This window comes from Salarchaeum sp. III (assembly GCF_036418315.1).
GTDB lineage: Archaea > Halobacteriota > Halobacteria > Halobacteriales > Halobacteriaceae > Salarchaeum.
Genome location: NZ_JAZHPG010000017.1, coordinates 1 through 17,451, shown reverse-complemented (window position 1 = coordinate 17,451; position 17,451 = coordinate 1). Strand labels below are relative to the sequence as shown.

Annotated in this window: 23 protein-coding genes; 15 read left to right on the top strand and 8 right to left on the bottom strand. The window is 59.0% G+C overall.

Annotation, left to right across the window (positions count from 1 at the left end; genetic code table 11):
• The first annotated feature begins 2 nt into the window (after positions 1-2).
• The 7 genes from U3A55_RS02580 to U3A55_RS02550 all read left to right on the top strand — a co-directional run bounded on the left by U3A55_RS02580 (position 3) and on the right by U3A55_RS02550 (position 6,070).
• Positions 3-1,664, top strand: coding sequence for an ABC1 kinase family protein (locus U3A55_RS02580; protein ID WP_330989962.1), 1,662 nt, complete (start codon positions 3-5; stop codon positions 1,662-1,664).
• Positions 1,665-1,694: 30 nt separating this feature from the next.
• Complete coding sequence (locus U3A55_RS02575) at positions 1,695-1,865, top strand: hypothetical protein (protein ID WP_330989961.1); 171 nt, start codon at positions 1,695-1,697, stop codon at positions 1,863-1,865.
• Between the two features lie 53 nt (positions 1,866-1,918).
• Positions 1,919-2,983, top strand: coding sequence for an aminotransferase class I/II-fold pyridoxal phosphate-dependent enzyme (locus tag U3A55_RS02570; RefSeq protein WP_330989960.1), 1,065 nt, complete (start codon positions 1,919-1,921; stop codon positions 2,981-2,983).
• A 53-nt stretch (positions 2,984-3,036) separates the two neighbouring features.
• The gene (locus tag U3A55_RS02565; protein WP_330989959.1) at positions 3,037-3,417 is read left to right on the top strand and encodes a translation initiation factor IF-5A; all 381 of its coding nucleotides are present in this window, start codon (positions 3,037-3,039) and stop codon (positions 3,415-3,417) included.
• Positions 3,418-4,218 carry an agmatinase gene (gene speB, locus U3A55_RS02560; protein WP_330989958.1) on the top strand — a complete coding sequence of 267 codons (801 nt, stop codon included), beginning with the start codon at positions 3,418-3,420 and terminating at the stop codon, positions 4,216-4,218.
• Between the two features lie 152 nt (positions 4,219-4,370).
• On the top strand, positions 4,371-5,135 hold the full coding sequence (locus tag U3A55_RS02555) for a Nif3-like dinuclear metal center hexameric protein (RefSeq protein ID WP_330989957.1): 765 nt from the start codon (positions 4,371-4,373) through the stop codon (positions 5,133-5,135).
• Positions 5,136-5,425: 290 nt separating this feature from the next.
• The gene (locus U3A55_RS02550) at positions 5,426-6,070 is read left to right on the top strand and encodes a hypothetical protein (RefSeq protein WP_330989956.1); all 645 of its coding nucleotides are present in this window, start codon (positions 5,426-5,428) and stop codon (positions 6,068-6,070) included.
• On the opposite strand, the gene U3A55_RS02545 is transcribed toward U3A55_RS02550, so the two are convergent.
• Positions 6,067-7,011, bottom strand: coding sequence for a hypothetical protein (locus tag U3A55_RS02545; RefSeq protein WP_330989955.1), 945 nt, complete (start codon positions 7,009-7,011; stop codon positions 6,067-6,069). The two genes, U3A55_RS02550 and U3A55_RS02545, sit on opposite strands and share 4 nt — an antisense overlap.
• A 560-nt stretch (positions 7,012-7,571) precedes the next feature.
• Here U3A55_RS02545 and U3A55_RS02540 point away from each other — a divergent pair.
• On the top strand, positions 7,572-7,850 hold the full coding sequence (locus U3A55_RS02540) for a ribbon-helix-helix domain-containing protein (protein WP_330989954.1): 279 nt from the start codon (positions 7,572-7,574) through the stop codon (positions 7,848-7,850).
• Entirely contained in the window at positions 7,843-8,106 is a 264-nt protein-coding gene (locus tag U3A55_RS02535) for a type II toxin-antitoxin system RelE family toxin (RefSeq protein ID WP_330989953.1), read from the top strand. Before U3A55_RS02540 ends, U3A55_RS02535 begins: the two co-directional genes overlap by 8 nt.
• A gap of 23 nt (positions 8,107-8,129) precedes the next feature.
• On the opposite strand, the gene U3A55_RS02530 is transcribed toward U3A55_RS02535, so the two are convergent.
• On the bottom strand, positions 8,130-9,062 hold the full coding sequence (locus tag U3A55_RS02530) for a tyrosine-type recombinase/integrase (RefSeq protein WP_330989952.1): 933 nt from the start codon (positions 9,060-9,062) through the stop codon (positions 8,130-8,132).
• The gene (locus U3A55_RS02525; RefSeq protein ID WP_330989951.1) at positions 9,062-9,553 is read right to left on the bottom strand and encodes a hypothetical protein; all 492 of its coding nucleotides are present in this window, start codon (positions 9,551-9,553) and stop codon (positions 9,062-9,064) included. Before U3A55_RS02525 ends, U3A55_RS02530 begins: the two co-directional genes overlap by 1 nt.
• A gap of 309 nt (positions 9,554-9,862) precedes the next feature.
• On the opposite strand from U3A55_RS02525, the gene U3A55_RS02520 reads away from it, so the two are divergent.
• Both U3A55_RS02520 and U3A55_RS02515 read left to right on the top strand, forming a co-directional pair.
• A complete protein-coding gene (locus U3A55_RS02520; RefSeq protein WP_330989950.1) occupies positions 9,863-10,192 on the top strand; it encodes a hypothetical protein in 330 nt (109 codons plus the stop codon).
• Positions 10,193-10,390: 198 nt separating this feature from the next.
• Entirely contained in the window at positions 10,391-10,585 is a 195-nt protein-coding gene (locus U3A55_RS02515) for a hypothetical protein (protein ID WP_330989949.1), read from the top strand.
• Positions 10,586-10,597: 12 nt separating this feature from the next.
• Here U3A55_RS02515 and U3A55_RS02510 read toward each other — a convergent pair whose 3' ends face one another.
• The 3 genes from U3A55_RS02510 to U3A55_RS02500 form a co-directional block, all read right to left on the bottom strand.
• Positions 10,598-11,506, bottom strand: a complete 909-nt coding sequence (locus U3A55_RS02510) for a tyrosine-type recombinase/integrase (RefSeq protein ID WP_442978257.1) — start codon at positions 11,504-11,506, stop codon at positions 10,598-10,600.
• 30 nt (positions 11,507-11,536) lie between these two features.
• Positions 11,537-12,058, bottom strand: coding sequence for a hypothetical protein (locus U3A55_RS02505; protein ID WP_330989948.1), 522 nt, complete (start codon positions 12,056-12,058; stop codon positions 11,537-11,539).
• A gap of 117 nt (positions 12,059-12,175) precedes the next feature.
• Entirely contained in the window at positions 12,176-13,234 is a 1,059-nt protein-coding gene (locus U3A55_RS02500) for a hypothetical protein (RefSeq protein ID WP_330989947.1), read from the bottom strand.
• A 122-nt stretch (positions 13,235-13,356) separates the two neighbouring features.
• On the opposite strand from U3A55_RS02500, the gene U3A55_RS02495 reads away from it, so the two are divergent.
• Entirely contained in the window at positions 13,357-13,926 is a 570-nt protein-coding gene (locus U3A55_RS02495) for a hypothetical protein (protein WP_330989946.1), read from the top strand.
• A gap of 153 nt (positions 13,927-14,079) precedes the next feature.
• Here U3A55_RS02495 and U3A55_RS02490 read toward each other — a convergent pair whose 3' ends face one another.
• Positions 14,080-15,324, bottom strand: coding sequence for an inorganic phosphate transporter (locus tag U3A55_RS02490; protein WP_330989945.1), 1,245 nt, complete (start codon positions 15,322-15,324; stop codon positions 14,080-14,082).
• 98 nt (positions 15,325-15,422) lie between these two features.
• Positions 15,423-15,707: a translation initiation factor eIF-1A gene (locus U3A55_RS02485; protein ID WP_330989944.1), complete on the bottom strand. Its 285-nt coding sequence runs from the start codon at positions 15,705-15,707 to the stop codon at positions 15,423-15,425.
• Positions 15,708-15,908: 201 nt separating this feature from the next.
• Between U3A55_RS02485 and U3A55_RS02480 the strand changes: the two genes are divergently transcribed.
• The 3 genes from U3A55_RS02480 to U3A55_RS02470 all read left to right on the top strand — a co-directional run.
• Positions 15,909-16,079, top strand: coding sequence for a hypothetical protein (locus U3A55_RS02480; protein ID WP_330989943.1), 171 nt, complete (start codon positions 15,909-15,911; stop codon positions 16,077-16,079).
• Between the two features lie 40 nt (positions 16,080-16,119).
• Positions 16,120-17,166, top strand: coding sequence for an extracellular solute-binding protein (locus U3A55_RS02475; RefSeq protein ID WP_330989942.1), 1,047 nt, complete (start codon positions 16,120-16,122; stop codon positions 17,164-17,166).
• Between the two features lie 42 nt (positions 17,167-17,208).
• Positions 17,209-17,451, top strand: a 243-nt coding sequence (locus U3A55_RS02470; RefSeq protein WP_330989941.1) for a DUF5518 domain-containing protein, incomplete at its 3' end; no start/stop codon positions are given.

Here is a 17,451-nt window from a genome sequence, read left to right as displayed (position 1 = left end):
CGGTGGCGGTGCTGCGCGCGTACCGACGGTTCGTCGTCGTGCTCTGGCAGTTCTTCCCACTCATCGTCGCGTACCTCCGCGACCGCCGGAAATACCTCGTGTTCGGGGGGCGTCGCCGAGTGACGAGCGAGATGCGGGTGCGGCGCGCCCAGCGGTTGCTCGACAGCCTGCTCACGCTCGGTCCCACGTTCATCAAGCTCGGTCAACTCCTCTCCACGCGGCCGGACATCCTCCCGCCGGAGTACGTGGACGTACTGGAGGGCTTGCAGGACCAGGTGCCGCCCGCGGACTGGGACGAGGCGCGCGAGGTGCTCGAAGCGGACGTGGGCGACGTGGACGAGGCGTTCGACGACTTCGACGCGGACGCCATCAGCGGCGCGAGCCTCGGCCAGGTGTACACCGCGGAACTCGACGGCGACCCGGTCGCGGTGAAGGTCCGGCGGCCGGGCATCGAGGACCTCGTGGAGGCCGATTTGCGGGTGATTCGGTGGACGCTCCCGCTGGTCGAGCGGTTCGTCGGGCAGGCGCGCGCGTTCAGCCTCGACAACCTCGCGGACGAGTTCGCGAAGACGATTCGGGAGGAGATGGATTACGACCGGGAGTCCGAGATGCTCGCGGAGATTCGAGGGAACTTCGCGGGGAACGACCGCATTACCATCCCCGACGTGTACGACGCGTACTCGACGGACCGCGTGCTCACGATGGAGTACGTCCCGGGCACGAAGATTTCGAACGTGGCGGAACTCGAACGACGCGGCGTCGACCGGCACGCGGTCGCGGAGACGCTGGAGCGCGCGTACCTCCAGATGATAATCGAGGACGGCGTGTTCCACGCCGACCCCCACCCGGGGAACCTCGCGGTGCAGGACGACGGCACCATCGTCTTCTACGACTTCGGGATGAGCGGGCGCGCGGACGAGTTCGTCCAGCGGAAGATAGTCGACTTCTACATCGCGGTCGCGAACCAGGACATCGAAGCCATCCTCGACACGCTCGTCGAACTCGGGACGCTCAGCCCGGAGGCGGACCGCGCGACGATGGCGGAGGTGATGGAGCTCGCGATTCGGGACGCTCGCGGCGAATCCATCGAGACCTACCGCGTCCAGCAAATCGTGGGGCGAGTCGAGGACACCATCTACGACTTCCCGCTCCGCCTCCCCGCGAACCTCGCGCTCGTCCTCCGGGTGGCGACGGTCGTGGAGGGCGTGTGCGTGACGCTCGACCCCGACTTCGACTTCGTCTCGGTCGCGACCGACTACCTCGGGGAGACCGGCTATCGCGAGGAGGGCGCGCGCCAGGTCGTCGAGGAGACCGCGGACCAGTTCTCGCGGTCCGCGCAGTCCGCCGTCCGCGTCCCGCCGAAACTCGAACGCGCGCTCGACCGCATCGACCGCGACGACCTCTACGTCCGCGCCGACATCGAGGACTCGAACGACGTCATCGACCGCCTCGGGAAACGCATCGTGCTCGGCCTCCTGCTCGCGGTGTCCGTGCTCTCCACGTCCTACCTGTACGCGGACGCCCACCTCCGCGCGGCCGCCGTGACCGCGGGGCTCGCGGCCGTCACCGCGTTCTACCTCTACCGGTCGTTCCGGAAGCGAAAGCGGTTGCAGGCGACCCCGCAGTTCACGCGACAGAGCCTCCGCGAGCGCAGAAACAAATAAAATACCACTTGAACAACCACCCAAGATACTATGGAAGAATACAGGTCGCCGACGAATTGGCTTCTCGTCTCGATTTATCTCGTGCTGCTCGCGGGACTTCTCTACACAGTAAACGAGCGGTGGACTGTCGTTCCGGTCGTCCTACTCGCCAGCGTCATCACGTTCCTCGCTTCACTCGGGTTGATGATACGCGACAGGTGACGCGGGCCGGGCGACGCCCGCCTATTTTTCCCGGTTCTGTTCCTGTATCGGGTATGGACATCGCGACGTTCGACCTGGAACGGTGGTTCGACGAGTACGAACACGACGCGGACATCATGCTCGCGGAGTCGGGTATCAGGAGTCTCGACAGCGAGCGCTTCGACACCGACCCGGGCGAGCTCGGGTACGTCATCCCGACCGACGGCGACCCCGAACTCCGAGAAGAAGTGGCGGGCCGGCACAATCGGACGAAAGACGAACTCGCGTTCACGTGCGGCGCGCAGGAGGCGAACTTCCTCGCGTACCACGCACTGATGGACGAAGGGGGACACGCGGTCGTCGTCACGCCGACCTACCAGGCGCTCACCGCCGTCCCCGATACTATCGGGGAGGTGACCGAGGTCCCGCTCGAACCGCCGACGTGGGAGTTGGACATTGAGGCGGTGCGGGACGCGGTTCGAGAGGAAACGGACGTAGTGGCGTTCGTGAACCCGAACAACCCCACCGGCCGCCACCACGACGCGGAGACCGTCGAGGAACTGTACGAGGTTGCGGCCGCGCACGACGCCTACCTGCTCGGGGACGAAGTGTACCGTCTTCTGGCCGAGGACCCGATGCCGCCCGTGGCGAGCCTGGGCGACTATGGAGTTAGCACGTCCAGCCTCTCGAAGTCGTACGGACTGGCGGGCCTGCGGTTCGGGTGGCTGTGCGGTCCGCGAGCGGTCGTGGACGCCGCGGTCGAGTGGAAGGATTACACGACTATCTCGCCCGGTGCCTTCGGCCAGCACGTCGCCCGGCAAGCGCTCGGCGAGCAGGAATCTGACATCCTCGCGGAGAACCACGCGGTCGCGTCCCGGAACCACGACATCGTCGCGGACTGGCTCGACGAGCACGGCCTCGACTGGCACGACCCGACGGGCGTGAACGGGTTCGTCACAGTTCCGAGCGAGTACGATGGCTCGCGGGCGTTCTGTCGGACGGTGGTGGAGGACGCGGGCGTTGTGCTGGCGCCCGGGGACTGCTTCGGGTACGACGACTACGTCCGCATCGGATTCGGGCTGCCGACCGACGAACTCAAAGACGGATTGGAGCGCGTGAGCGCCGTCCTCCGCGCGTAGGACGGTCGTCGCGTTCCAAACGGTTTATACTCGCACGTCGAGAATCCGGGTGCATGGCGAAAGAGCAGAAGCAGGTTCGCGAACTCCAGGAAGGGAACTACGTCATCATCGACGACGCGGCGTGCAAAATCGACGCGTACTCCACCGCGAAGCCCGGGAAGCACGGGAGTGCGAAGGCGCGCGTCGAGGCCCGCGGCGTCTTCGACGAGAAGAAGCGGAGCTTCAGCCAGCCTGTCGACGCGAAAGTCTGGGTGCCCATCGTCAACCGAAAGGGCGGTCAGGTCGTCGCGAAAGAGTCCGAGAACGTCGTGCAAGTGATGGACCTCGACACGTACGAGACTATCACCATCGAACTCCCCGACGACATCTCCGTCGACCCCGACGACGAGATCGAGTACCTGGAGTGGGAGGGGAAGCGGAAAGTCCTCGAATAGATGTTTCCCGGTGCGACCGCCGACCGCGAGAACGCGGAGTACGTGGTCGTCGGCGCACCGCTCGACGTGTCGACGTCTTTTCAGCCGGGGACGCGGTTCGGGCCGGACCGCGTCCGAACGTTCGCGCGGACGTTCGAGGACTACGACCACCGGACGGACCAGTCGTTCTCGACGCTCGGCGTACACGATGCGGGCGACGTACGCGCGTGGGACGATGCCGAGGAGTACCTCGACTACCTTCGAGGGACGCTCACGGACGTGGTGTGGGACGACGCGGTGCCGCTGCTCGTCGGGGGCGAACACACGGTGTCCGTCGCGGGCGTGCGGGCGATAGACCCCGACGTGTTTGTCGCGCTCGACGCTCACCTCGACCTCCGCGAGGAGTACGACGGGAACACGTTGAGTCACTCAACCGTGACGCGGCACGCGCTCTCAGTGGCGGACGAGGCGTACATCGTCGGCGCGCGCTCGGGGAGCGAGGACGAGTGGGCGCGCGCCCGCGAGGACGACGTGACTGTCGTGGAGCCTGCGGAGGTCGAGTCGTGGTCGCCGTCGCTCTCCGAGGAGGTCTACCTCTCGGTGGACGTGGACGCCGCTGACCCGGCGTTCGCACCCGGGACGGGAACGCCGGAACCGGGTGGGCTCTCCAGTCGAACAATGCGGCGGCTCGTCCGCGACCTCGCCCCTGTGGCGTCAGCGTTCGATATCGTGGAGGTGAACGACCGTGATGACGGGCAGGCCGCGGTGCTAGGGGCGAAGCTCCTTCGGGATTTCGTGTTCGCACACGCCGCCAGCGAGTAAGGGCGAACAGGCGTCACTCGCGGGCTTCCGGGGCGGTGTGACGCGCAACCGCGGAACGCCCCGGACTGACTGTTACTGCACGCTCCCGGTTGGCCGCGGGTTCGTACTTGAATGTTCGCCGCACCTATGCCGGGGGCGGGCCATGTGCCGGTATGGACGTCTCCGAACTCGCGGCGCGGTACGACGAGGAACTACGGACGAGCGACTACGCGGATATCGACGCGAGCGCGAACGGCCTCCAGCTCGGGAGCGGCGACCGGGAGGTCGAACGCGTCGCGTTCGCGGTAGATGCGGCCGTGGAGACGATTGAAGGCGCTGTTTCGGTGGATGCGGACGCCCTCGTCACACACCACGGATTGTCGTGGGGTGGCATCGAACGCGTGACCGGCCGCGACTTCGACCGAGTCGAACCCCTGATTCGGGAGGATGTGGCGCTCTACGTCTCTCACCTCCCGCTCGACGGCCACGCGGAACTCGGGAACGCCGCCGGTGTCGCGGATCTCCTCGGCCTCGCTGGCCGAGAGCGCTTCGGCGCGATGGGACCCGAATACATCGGACTCGCGGGCACCGCGGACGCGCTCGACCCCGCGAGCGTGCGGGAGACACTCGAAACCGAATTGGACCACGGCGCGGGCGGCGTCCGCCACCTCGACTTCGGCCCCCGCGAAATCGAGGACGTAGCGGTCGTGACCGGGAGCGGCGCGGACTGGTTCGACGACGCCGTCGAACGCGGCGCGGACGCCTTCATCACCGGCGAGGGAAAGCAGAAGCTCTACCATCAGGCGAAGGAAGCCGGCGTCCACGTCTACCTCGCCGGCCACTACGCCACCGAAACCTTCGGCGTGAACGCGCTCGCGGACCTCGCGACTGACTGGGGCGTCGAGACGACCGTGCTCGACGCGCCCACCGGCATCTAGGAAACCCCTAAACGGCGGAACGCGCTACGTCCGAACGGCCGATGACGATGCCACCGCTCCGACCCGGGCTGGCACCCGCGGAACGACGAGCCCTATGAGTGCCGAGGCCTTCGATTGTGGGACCGTTATTCGTCCCACAACTTCCGGAAATCAACGTAGAGAGGTTCTAGATTCCATCCTGTTGGTAAGAGTTTAGACACACCCACAAAACTGGCACCACGTTTGCGAAACACCGGCCATTAATCACCCCGAAACTACTTAATCATTGCCTGACACTACACAAGTAATTGATGAGACGACGCAGTTTTGTACGGATTGGTGGACTCATCGGAATCGGAATATTGGCCGGATGCTCAGGTAACAACAACGAAAACAATAACGGAAACTCTGGCTCAAGTACGACAGGAACACCTACAGAAGAACCAGGAGCTGAAGGAGGAAGCGATCCAACAGCTACAGAGGGAGACGGTACCGGTACAGAAGAAAGTAACACTACCACAACCGATGGATCCAACGGAGATGCTCCCGAGAAATACGAAGAAGACGAATCACAGGCAGAACAGACACTAGAAGGATACTGGGATGATACCTATGAAGGTTGGATAGAATTCAAAGAACTTGGTGAACAACTCCCACAAGAAAACTACACTCTGGAAGAATTCCCGGAACTTGCAATACTTGAAGAACGATTCGATGCATACAGTGAAGAACATGAAGCAGTGTATTTGGCGTGGTTAGAACTTGAAGACGGGCTAAGTCTACAAGCACATGTTATAGAAGACGACTCATATACAAAACCAATGTCAGATGAAAGTCACGGGTATATAGACGGTGATGCAGACGTAGAAGGTGTTTTAACAGAAGTAGTTGAAGGGTATAATGATGTATCTCCAGAGATAGATGAAGAATACGCAGAAGTTTTGGGTGTAAGTTAGCAACCTGTTTTATGCTCAGTAAGGACTATGAAAGGATGGATCGTATTTGCTTTACCACTACCCGCTGCCTCTATATCAGGACTCCCAGGAAATCTTTCATATTCAACACTATAATCTTGAGACCCTCTATCATTCCAATTGCCGCTGGGCCCCTGTTCGTTACTGTTTTTCCCTGTATTCACCTGAATATATCCTTTAGTTCCTGGGCAGAGCTTCCATTCCTTAACATCACGATTATCCCAACCGTCTCCTCCACCAATAAGATTGTCAACTTCGCCGAAAGCATCTACCTCAGTGCTTCTCTGTAAAGCGCCATCAGCTCCTATAACGGTTAAAGTACCTATAGGGCCTTCATCTGTCAATCCTGCATAGCCATCATCTGGAAACATACAGTCACTCGGACTCAAAGAACTCCCTCCCTGAAAATCATTAACCTCAGTCATACCTAGACCTCGATTTGGATCAACCGGATTATTTGTCCCAGTATGATAGTATCTGATTATATTTGGAACTGTTTCATCCGTAACATAGAACGTAAAGTCTACACTAACACCACTACTTTCTTCATTATACGCTACGCATGGTCCTAATTGGACGCCTTGAGGACCTGAGTTTTTCTCGGTTATAGTGAACTGTCTTTTGGAGTATTCTCCTTCCTGGTCGTTTATCCAGAAGTCGTCTTCACGGATCCCTTCTTCTACTTCTTCCCATGCCCCCTGTGAGAGCGGGAGTTTGTTTTCTACGCCGTAGCAGTTCAGTTCTTTACCTCCGTAGGAGGCATTTAATTTTTCGAAGTCTCCATGCCGGTTTGTCTGATCCCTTACTTCTGTCCATGATCCCCAGTAAGTCCCTCCTCCAAAAGTTGTACCTTTCTCGAAGCCTCCGGCTTCTGGTGTACACTGGTATGCGGAATAGGTAGTGTACATTATGAACTGGGTCATGGCCTGAGTATTGTTTATCTGTGCTCCGCTTGCTCCTGCCTGGCCGGCTGCATCTAGAGAAGTTAGTATAAACCCTGCTAGAGAACCGAGGAATAGAAGACGGCAAAACCGCATTAAAGCTATCTGTGATCTATGAGTAGGTAACTCAATCAATCAGGAGGATTCAAAATATCATGCTGGAATTAGCGCCAATCATACAGATGAAGAAGCAGATATTGAAGGCATCCTCAGAGACGTCATCGAAGGTTACAACGGGGCTTCAGACAATATGAAAGAGGAATACTGAGAGCTTCTCCAAAAGTTAGTACAGGGCCGTATTAGAATTACCCAAAGTTATATTACGCTTCGGGGCTCCTGGTTTGATATCACCATCTCCGCGTTCTGAACACCCTGTGAATGGATTCGTAGCACCCGCACCGCCAACGATCAGAGCCCGTCGCCGAGAAATCGGTGACTGCCGTGTCACAGTTATCAACCTATCCTCAGGAGTTCACTAAGCGGATTCTCTCGTCTCGTTCGGAGAGCGAACCTTCTTGTGTAATACATCCGTATCACAGCATATGAGCACGGACAGTGACGCTGGCACGGACGGAGAGATGGAGAAGATCAACGTTCGAGTCCCAAAGACGCTTCTCGCCGAGGTCGACGACGTGTGGGAAGAACGCGGGTACGCGAGCAAATCCGAGTTCATCCGCGACGCACTCCGTGACGCCGTCGAACCGCCGACACAACTTTCCGAGGAGGCACTGGAGCATCTCGCCGAGAGCCGCAAGCAGCGCGAGGATGGCGACACGGTTTCACAGGACGACGTGAAGGACCGTCTCGGCATCGATGACTGAGGTCGAGTGGACGCCGAAAGCGCTCGACCTACTCGAAGGCCTCGACAGCGAAGCACAAGAGCGACTGGTGAAGAAACTTGACGAGGCGAAAGACTGGACTTCCCACCGACTAGAGAAGCTTACCGGCTATCCCTACTACAAACTCCGGGCCGGCGACTACCGCGCGATCATCACGTGGAATCGGGATGACGACCGCCTGATTGTCGAAGCTGTCGGGCATCGCCGGAACATCTACGACCGACACCTCCCGCCCTGAGCTTCCCATCCGGATCTGCGTAGCTACAAACCCAGCGGCTTGATGCAGTCCAGGTACTCCTCCCGCGCGTCGTCTCTATCGACCCGCGTGTAGATGTCCATCGTCTCGCTCTCCGCATCCCCACGGATATACTGGAGTATGTGTTGCTTCATCCTCTGATTCCGCATCAAGGTCGTGAACACCGTCCGGAAGGTATGCGGTGTGAACTTCTTGTGGAACCGATCCTCGCCGTCCTCCATGATGCCCTCGCTGACCGCCGCCTCACGCACGGCACGCTGAATCACCGTCTTCGTTAACCGGTCGTCACGGATACTCACGAACAGATAATCCAGATCTGTGTCTCGCCGGATCAACTTGAACCGCTTTATCGTCCGAATCGTCTCACGGTCAATCGGCGCCACTGTCTGCTTCCCACCTTTCCGCTCTCGCAGTCGGACGAAGCCGTCCTCAAGCATCAAGTCGTCCATCTTGATCTCCAGCGCCTCCTCCAAACGACATCCGGTCTTGGCCAGTAACACGGCGACTGCCTTGTTCCGCGGGTTCGGAATCGCCTTCACGATCTTCTTCGCGTTCCCCCACGTCGCACAGTCCGGACGCTGCCGAATCTGCTTCGGGATTTCCTCCAAAACGACACCAGCAGGATTCCCCGTAATCTCCTCAAACCGGGGGCGCTTCATCGCGTAGCTGAAGAACGCCGACAGCGATTCGAGGTAGCGGCGTTTCGTGTTCTGACTGACTCCGCGATCATCCAAGATACGCAGGTACTCCTCGATGTGCCGTACCTCCGTCTCCTCCGGTGTCAGGCCAGGAAAGTGCTCGTGGTAGTACCGCTTCAACACTCGGCTGTAGGAGTTCAGGGTTCGAGGACTACGGCCCGTCGTCTGCTTTTGTTTGATGAAGTCGTTGATGGCGTCGTGCTTGTTCTCGTAGACCGTCTCGTACCAGTCGTCCGCCATTACTCATCACCTCCAGCAAGTCGCCACCCGTGCCCGTGCTCGAACTCGACCTCCTCACGAGCAGCCAAGAAGTAGAGCTCGTCCTCGACCGGTTCTCGAAGCAATTCGTCGACCGTATCGCTCTCGACGACCTTCTGTAGCACTTCGTCGAACGTCTGATACTCCTCGGTGAGGAACTGCTTCAGGAACGCGGCATCGTCAATCGTCACCGAGTCACGATTCTGCTGCTTTGCCTGTGCCAACCGGTCTTCCAACTCTTCGATCTTCTTCTTGAGCCGCTGGACTTCCTGGTCGCTGCCCTGGGGCGCGAGGAAGCCTTCCTCTCTGATTGCCCGTGCCTCTTGAATCAGTTCGTGTAGGTACTTACTAGTACTCTTATAATTTTTCTCGTCCGCTTCTTCTTGCCACGTTTCCTTGTGGCTCATCGGCGCGTAGATCTTCACCAGTCCGGTGTCTTGCGACATACCCATATTCTCTTTCCAGCCAGTCATCTAACGATACCTCCGTTGCTCTGTGCATCATAGCTACAATACTCAAATTTTTTATAGTTAATACTAACCGGAGCTTCCGTGAGTGCCGAGGCCAGCGTTCTATCCATACATTTCGGGAAAGAAGTGAACGAACGTTAGAGAATCACGTCTGCTACCCTCTGAGAGAGGACAGTCGTAATCAAAAGGCGAATAGAAGACGCGAAAGCAGGTACACCGATGGGCTCTAGTTAAGCGGTTTACGGGCTCAAACTACGATTAGATTCACTCCGCTCGGACAAGCATTATCTTGACACTCAACAAGTACGAGGTATGTGGATTGAGATGTTTCCTCCAGTCGTCATCGAGAATCTGGACGTGATTGCGCTGATACTACTCGGATTGCTCGTTGAGAAACAGTACATTAGCCGGCCTGCCATTTGGGCGAATGTCGCAGCCATCAACATTCACTTATACGACTACTCGTTCGTCAGCGACTGGCTCACTTGGTACGCGAATATCGGACTTCTCGTTGCTGGCCTCGCCCTCTACACATACGGATTCGATGAATCACTCCCCGGATGGTACTACACGCTGGCCTGGGCATACTCGTCAATCCCCGTCGCGGCCATAGCATACCTGACGTGGAGCGGTGCGCTCTGAGACAGTTAGAAGACACAACGATTCTCGTTTCCCTCAGACCGAAGACGCTCGTCGTCTCTCCCGGTGCAGAGGATGTCCGATAGAACACAGGGACCCACGTCGTGGACCGTCAGACGAACGAGTCTCTTCGCGTCTCTGCGAAGGGACACCTGAGTATCGGCATAATCCTCTTCAAACAGCAGTTCGTGACCTTACAGTATGGTCGAAACACCGATAGCGGATATGATGCAAGATCGTCCCAAAGTCATTGACGGTCCTGTACGTCCCGCGGTGGGTCGTTCTATCGAACGATTTGCAGAGGAGAATCCAGAACAGTTCGAGCAGATTCGCGGTAAGATGTTCGGGAAGGGCGGTGAACTGATTATTCGCGGTCTTGAAGAACGACGAGATTAGTCGAGAGTCACACTACAAGTCGAGAGACTTGATGCACTCAAGATATTCCTGCCGAGCGCCGTTCCGGTCGACGCGGGTGTAGACATCCATCGTTCGGTTGTTCGCGTCTCCCCGAATGTGCTGGAGAATGTGGTCCTTCATCCCCTGGTTGCGCATGAGGGTGGTGAAAACAGTTCGGAACGTATGAGGCGTGAACTTGCGGTGGAAGCGCGTCTCACCCTCATTCATCACGCCTGCCTCAACCGCGGCGTCTCGAACGGCCCGCTGCACCTGCGTTGTATTCACCCGATTCCCCCGGACGCTCAGGAACAGATACTCGGAGTCGTTGTCCGGGCGAACGAGGTGATACCGCTTGATGGCGTGTTTCACCTCCTCGTCCACGGGCACGACCGTCTGACTCCCGCCCTTGCGCTCACGGAGGCGAATGAAACCGTCGTCGAGCATCAGGTCGTCCCGTTCGATTTCGAGTGCCTCCCGAATCCGGCAGTCCGTCTTTGCGAGGATGACGGCAATCGCCTTGTTCCGCGGATCAGCGATGTTGTGGACGATGTTCTTCGCGTTCTCCCACGTCGCGCAGTCGGGACGCTGGCGGTACTTCTGCGGGATGTCTTCGAGGACTACCGCCGCCGGGTTCCCCGTGATGTCTTCGAACCGTGGACGCTTCATCGTCCACCCGTAGAACGACGACAGGGATTCGAGGTATCTGCGCTTCGTATTCTGTGAGAGGTTACGGGCAGCGAGCTTCCCGACGTAGTCCTCGATGTGGCGCACCTCGACGTCTTCGGGTGCGAGGTCAGGGAATTCCTCGTGAAAGAACGATTTCAGCGTCCGTGAGTAGGCGTTGAGCGTTCGACGACTCCGCCCCATGTCGCGCTTCCGCTCGATGAAGTCATTGACTGCGTCGTGCTCGTTCTCGTAAATTTTTTCGCGGGTCTTTCCGTCATGCCTCGACTACCTCCGCGTCGGCGTCGTCGTGGGCGAGTCGCCAACCATACCCCTGCTTATACTCGACCTTGTTCTCTTCCGCGAGGTCGAACAGTTGCTCTTCGACGGCGTCTTTGACGATACCCGTGAGGACACCGCTTCCGGTGACTTCCTTGAGAATGCGTTCGAATTCCTGGTAGCGGTCGGTGAGGAACGCGGTGACGAACTCTTCGTGTTCGATATCGATTTCTCCCGGCTCAGAGTCACAGCGTCTTCGAGGTCGTCCTGCAACTGCTCGACTTGCAGTTGAAGCTCCTCCACCTTCGATTCGTTCTGACTGTATGCGAGGAACCCTTCTTGACGGGCAGCACGGGCCTCCTGTATCAGTTCGTAGAGGTACTTTGACCGACTCCCATAGCCTTGCTCTTCGGCCTCCTCCATCCACTCCTCGGCGTGCTTGCGACTCGGGTAGATGGCGACGTAGGTCGTCTCCTCGGACAAGCCGACCTCGGTCTCCCACTCGGTCTGCTGTGGCTCTTCATCACTCATTCGTATCTCACAACAGACAATTGCGCCTGGACGCTCCTAGGCCTATGGATAGCAACGATGGATATGGTGACTGTAGGGGGAGTATGGAAGGAATCGATATCTATGATAATCGTCAACTCAGTCTCTTTGTCGAAGATGGCTGAGTCTTTGTCTCAAGCTACCCCATTTTGCACGGAGTTTTTCGATTCCTGACTTCTGCTGCTCAGATTCGTTCACGTAACGGACAGTTGGATAATCTTCCTTTACAAACTCCGCCCAATCCAAACCTCGAGAGATATTTGCTCGATGGTGGAAGAATTGGTCTTCGTAATCCTCCTCAAATGTATCCTCATAACGGAGTTCAAGGACAACTTCAATCTCTTTCGTGCCCTCCCGCGCCAATTTTTCGACCCCTTCTGAAAAAGAGTATGTACCAAAGGTCCCAATCTCCTCCTCTTCTTCTGGTGGGTCTCGGAATTTAAGCTGGATTTCTCCCTGAAACGCAATATCCTGTTCACCGGATTGAATCACGTTATCCGCATACTCATGTAAGGAGTATCGGTCTAATCGTTTCAATGGGGAACGGGCCCACATCCCTTCATGTGGCCCCTCATGTACAATAATCCAAGACCACAGCCGGAACTTCCGGGCAGCCCCTCCTCCACTGTTTGACAACAGGAAACGGACACCATTCTCTGGCGGGTTTACGGAATTCTCTTCTGAATTTTCGCCAACATCGATAGTAATAGACTCATCCCTTGATTCAATAGTGCCAGTAATGCTCAATCCGTCTGGGAACCAATCTATATCGGAGAGTTGGTATTGGCGGTTATCGCCATTTTCCGCAGATTGAATCCCCTGATTGTCCTTGCCAAATATCTGGACGTTGTAGGGGCCATCAATCTCCGGTTGCTGTTCTGAGCGCATCAGCCTTTGTTGGCTCTTTAAAATCGACATCTCGTCTCGAAGAACCCGATTCTGGTTGAGATAGATGTAAATAAGTCCCACTGTCAGCCCCACGTTTGCGATTAGGGCTAAACTCGCAACAAGAACCTCGATTCGCCGAATAAGTATCTGTTCCGAGAAGTGCTGGGCGGGATTTAGATAGAGAAAGTAGGTCAATACTGCGCTAGTAATGACCAAAGTGACAAGGAAAACAATAAGCAAAGCCTGTTCTCCTCGACGTTTCAAATTCATTCTGTACTTTTAGTGAGTTAGCTTGCACATGTAAATACTGCCTATCGGCTACGGCTGTATGGACATATTCAACTCATCCAAATCTAGCATCGGTTTATAATTGGACTCCTCATTTTGGAGCCATGATTCAGACCCAGATTGGCGAGCTAATTGTCGGGGCATACCTTCGGGTCATCAACGACTGTGAACTCGTCTCCTACAATCAACGCTCGAAGGAAGCGGGTCGACAGATGGAACTCGACGTGCTTGGCGTCAAATCAACAAACGGGGAACAGACGGTCTATGCTTGTGAGGTCGTCACTCACATCCGAGGCTCACTATATTCAGGCTCCCCCGACGAGGAGGGATGGTGGAGCAAATACGGAAATGAGAGTTATCAGCACTCGCTCGAACGTATGTTCCACAAATTCGAGGAGGACTACGACTTAGTCACCGACGTTTTTGACGATGCCGAGGAGTACAGGTTTCAATTCTGGTCGCCGTATGTATCCGAGGGTCATCTGACCGACGGGTTGGAAGAGATGACGCAACAGTTCGAGAGCGACTATGACGAATCAATTGAACTCGTAATCAACGGCGAGTACAACAACCGGGTAAGTGAACTCCGTGAACGTGCATCAGAAACAAAGAAGAGCTTCGATGAACCCGCATTTCGATTCTTCCAAATTCTGGCACACATGCGAGAGGAGTAGCAAGAGAGAGTGAACGGATTGCGGATTGAGCGGCGTCTATAGCCGCGCTAAACACATTCACTATGGATAGATTGTGAGTCGTGAGTGCCGAGGCCAGCTTTCTTACTTGCTTGCGTGACCGCGGTCGGGCCGCTCAGTAGTTGGACGAGGCGCTCACACGAGAAGCACGAACACCGGGTAGGATGCGGCTACTGCCAGGGATGGTGTCAACACCCACATCGTGACGATGCGTTTGGCTGCGCCGGAGTCGAAGAGGCTTCGCTCGTCGAGGTCCGCCGGTCCTTCCTCGCCGACCGCCGGGACACTCGGTGTTTCGTCCGGCTTCTCGGCCGGTTCTTCGTGTCGCGCGAGGTCTCCGATTGTCGGACTCGCGGGGGCGTCCTCGGCCCGCGAGGTGAGGAGCGCGCCCGTCGCTAGCTCCATGTCGGAGTTGTCGGGCGTCGGTGTCGCTAACTCGGCCAGTGTCGCCGCTCGGCTCGCCCGCCCCCATCCGAGGCCGATGATGGTGGATGTCGTGCTCACCGCGAGGCTCGCGGGGATGCCGAGATAGGAGAGGACGGTGATTATCGTGCCGCCGACGACGGAGACAATTAGTGACGCGAGGATTGGGAGTTCGGTGATGTCGTCTCCCACCGTCGCGAGCGTGCGGCGAGCGATAGTGAAGCTGCCGAGAGCGAAGGCCGCCACCGCGAGGAGGACGCCCTGGTCGACCGTAAGTGACCCGCCTTCGCCGACGAGTGGTGCGACGGCGTTCGCCGCGTTCGATGCGCCCGCGGAGAACGCCATGTAGCAGGCGATAGCTATCACGGAGAGCGACCCGAGGATGTCGCGTGGTGTCGCGTTCGGGTTCAGGTGTGGGCGTGGAATCCGCCCCGACCGGTCGAGTTGGATGAAGTGGAGGTCGAACTTCGTAAATGCGGCGTAGCGGTCGAGGTACGGGTAGATGTATCGACCGATGACGAGTCCGACGGTGAAGCTCAACAGCGGTGCGACGATCCACGCGGAGACAATGACGAACATGAGCGCCTGATTGAGCGTTCCCGTCGCGAGACCCAGTCCGACGATAGCGCCGACAGCGGTCATCGATGTGGAAGCGGGGACGCCGTAGAGGTTCGAGATGAGGAGTGACGCCCCGGTGAAGAACAGGACGGCGACGCTCGCAGCGGGCGTGAACTGAATCGCGGGCACGATGCTACTGCTCATCGTCGCGATGACGTTCCGGCCGACGGTCCACGCCCCGAGAAACGCGAATCCGACGAACAGGGTTGCCGCAGTTACTTTCCGAACGAGGCGCGAGCCGACGGCTGGCCCGAACGCCACGCCCGTCGAGGAACCCCCGATATTGAATCCCACGAACACTGCGGCGGCGAGACCGCTAATCAGCAATAGTGAGACCATCGGTCTACGACACGGTCGCACACCGGACGGAAATAACATCGGGCATCACCGTCGCGAGACGCGTTGCTACGCGGCGGGAAACGACGTGAGAAGTCGGGTTAGTCGATGTGGCCTTCTTCGCGGAGCTGTTCTGCTGCCTGGTCGTCGTAGCGCCATTCGACGTTGGCTTTCTCGTCCTGCCAGTCCCAGGGTTCGGCGAGGACGACGTCGCCCTCGTTGATCCAGACCCGGTACTTCATGCGGCCGGGGATGCGGCCCATGCGTGTTTTGCCGTCTGCGCACTTGAGTTCGACGTGGTTGCCTCCGTTGTGTTGGGAGACCACGGCGAAGACTTCGTCGTCGTTTGGCATCCGGAGGTTCCGGCGGCCACTTTCTTCGCTCACAGCATAATTTGGTCGGGGAGACGGTAAAGTCATCCGATATCCGTGGTAGCATCCAGCATTGTGGCAACACCCAGTAGTAGCATGAACATTTATGATAGTCCCGCGTTTGGGCTTACTCGTGATGCTATCCGTACTCGCAGCCGCACGCCAGCACTCCCCAGCCAGTTCCGCCCGCTACCCACCCGAACACACACCACCTAGATGAGCCAGAGTACGACACGACCCGCTACGCCCGCATCGACCGCCAACCACCCCAGCATCGAGGAGACGACCTCGTGGGTCGAGCGCTGTCAGCGACAGTTCAGTTCCTCGGAGCGACGCCTTCACAACCTCGTCGACGACGAGAACCACGCGATGCACGGCGGGGTGTAGTCGTAAAAGCCTAAGGTCGTCGTGTGACGAGAACCGAGTGATGCGTCGTCGCGCCCTCCTCACCTCGCTCGCCTCCGGCGCGCTCGCCGGGCTCGCCGGCTGTGCGGACCCCGATACGCCCCCGGAAGCCCTGACCGCCGGCGCGACCCGGGAGTTCGTCGCGTCCAGCCCGGACGCCGAAATCGCCGGGAACTGGCTCGCGGAGGAGTTCCGGGCGCGCACGAGCACTACGCTCTCCTGGGAGACGCCGCCGGGTGCACTGTCAGCGTACGTCGCCCGCCACCTCCACGGCGCAGCGGTCGACGCGGACGCGTTCCTCGGTGTGACGCCCGCCACGCTCGCCACCGCGCGCGACCGCACCGACGAGCTGTTCTCGCCCGCGGCCGGCTACGACCAGGTCCCCGATATCTACGAGTTCGACCCCGCGGAGCGCGTCTTCCCGGTCACGCGCTCCGACGTGTGTCTCGTGTACGACGAGACGCAGGTCGAACCACCGACAACGTTCGCGGAGTTCTTCGCGCCCGCGAACGCGCCGCTGACGCTCGTTCCGGACCCACGGACGGACGCGCTCGGCCGCGCGTTCTTCGCGTGGTCAGTCCACGAGTTCGGCGTTCAGGACGCCTGCGAGCGCTGGCGCACGCTCCTCAACGCCGGCGCCCACCTCGTCCCGTCGAGCACGGCCGCACGCACCGCGTACCGGAACGGCCTGGGCGCGCTGCTCGTCGGCACGTCGACGACGCCGCTGTTCGCCGCGCGCGACCGCCTCCCCCTCGAACGGTACCGCGTGCAGTTCCTCGACGGCGACGCCTACCGGCACGTCGAGGGCGTCGGCCGGTTCGCGGACGCCGTGAACCCCGAGAACGCCGACGCGTTCACGTCCTTCCTCCTGAACCCGAGCGTACAGGGCCGAATCGCCGTGCTCACCGGAGCGCTTCCCGTCGTCGAGAACGCCGCGCTCCCCGAGGACTTCGACCAGTACGTCCGCATCCCGACAGCGACCGTCAGTCTCGACTACGGCACGCTCGCCGACTCCCTCGACGACTGGCTCGCAGCCTGGCAGCGCACGGTCACCGCCGCCCGCGCCTGAGCCGACACAACCGACTTATCCCGGGACCGCGTCCTGACGCGTATGGCGAAAGAGAACACCCTCGGTAACGCCCTCATCGGCGCCGCGGTCACGGTCGTCCTCTCCTTCACGGGCGTCTCACCCCTCCTCGGCGGCGCGGCCGCCGGCTACCTCCAAGAGAACGGTCCCCGCGACGGCGCGCGCGTCGGCGCGATCTCCGGCATCATCGCCTCCCTCCCGATCATTCTCGTGCTCGCGCTGTTCTCCGCCGCGCTCCCCTTCGTCTCCATCGAGTTCGCCGCGCTC

Excerpts from the sequence above, each read along its gene's own strand:
- U3A55_RS02575 (WP_330989961.1), top strand. The coding sequence starts at position 1,695 with ATGGAAGAATACAGGTCGCCGACGAATTGGCTTCTCGTCTCGATTTAT.
- U3A55_RS02570 (WP_330989960.1), top strand. The coding sequence starts at position 1,919 with ATGGACATCGCGACGTTCGACCTGGAACGGTGGTTCGACGAGTACGAA.
- U3A55_RS02565 (WP_330989959.1), top strand. The coding sequence starts at position 3,037 with ATGGCGAAAGAGCAGAAGCAGGTTCGCGAACTCCAGGAAGGGAACTAC.
- speB (WP_330989958.1), top strand. The coding sequence starts at position 3,418 with ATGTTTCCCGGTGCGACCGCCGACCGCGAGAACGCGGAGTACGTGGTC.
- U3A55_RS02555 (WP_330989957.1), top strand. The coding sequence starts at position 4,371 with ATGGACGTCTCCGAACTCGCGGCGCGGTACGACGAGGAACTACGGACG.
- U3A55_RS02550 (WP_330989956.1), top strand. The coding sequence starts at position 5,426 with ATGAGACGACGCAGTTTTGTACGGATTGGTGGACTCATCGGAATCGGA.
- U3A55_RS02545 (WP_330989955.1), bottom strand. The coding sequence starts at position 7,011 with ATGACCCAGTTCATAATGTACACTACCTATTCCGCATACCAGTGTACA.
- U3A55_RS02540 (WP_330989954.1), top strand. The coding sequence starts at position 7,572 with ATGAGCACGGACAGTGACGCTGGCACGGACGGAGAGATGGAGAAGATC.
- U3A55_RS02535 (WP_330989953.1), top strand. The coding sequence starts at position 7,843 with ATGACTGAGGTCGAGTGGACGCCGAAAGCGCTCGACCTACTCGAAGGC.
- U3A55_RS02530 (WP_330989952.1), bottom strand. The coding sequence starts at position 9,062 with ATGGCGGACGACTGGTACGAGACGGTCTACGAGAACAAGCACGACGCC.
- U3A55_RS02525 (WP_330989951.1), bottom strand. The coding sequence starts at position 9,553 with ATGACTGGCTGGAAAGAGAATATGGGTATGTCGCAAGACACCGGACTG.
- U3A55_RS02520 (WP_330989950.1), top strand. The coding sequence starts at position 9,863 with ATGTGGATTGAGATGTTTCCTCCAGTCGTCATCGAGAATCTGGACGTG.
- U3A55_RS02515 (WP_330989949.1), top strand. The coding sequence starts at position 10,391 with ATGGTCGAAACACCGATAGCGGATATGATGCAAGATCGTCCCAAAGTC.
- U3A55_RS02505 (WP_330989948.1), bottom strand. The coding sequence starts at position 12,058 with ATGAGTGATGAAGAGCCACAGCAGACCGAGTGGGAGACCGAGGTCGGC.
- U3A55_RS02500 (WP_330989947.1), bottom strand. The coding sequence starts at position 13,234 with ATGAATTTGAAACGTCGAGGAGAACAGGCTTTGCTTATTGTTTTCCTT.
- U3A55_RS02495 (WP_330989946.1), top strand. The coding sequence starts at position 13,357 with ATGATTCAGACCCAGATTGGCGAGCTAATTGTCGGGGCATACCTTCGG.
- U3A55_RS02490 (WP_330989945.1), bottom strand. The coding sequence starts at position 15,324 with ATGGTCTCACTATTGCTGATTAGCGGTCTCGCCGCCGCAGTGTTCGTG.
- U3A55_RS02480 (WP_330989943.1), top strand. The coding sequence starts at position 15,909 with ATGAGCCAGAGTACGACACGACCCGCTACGCCCGCATCGACCGCCAAC.
- U3A55_RS02475 (WP_330989942.1), top strand. The coding sequence starts at position 16,120 with ATGCGTCGTCGCGCCCTCCTCACCTCGCTCGCCTCCGGCGCGCTCGCC.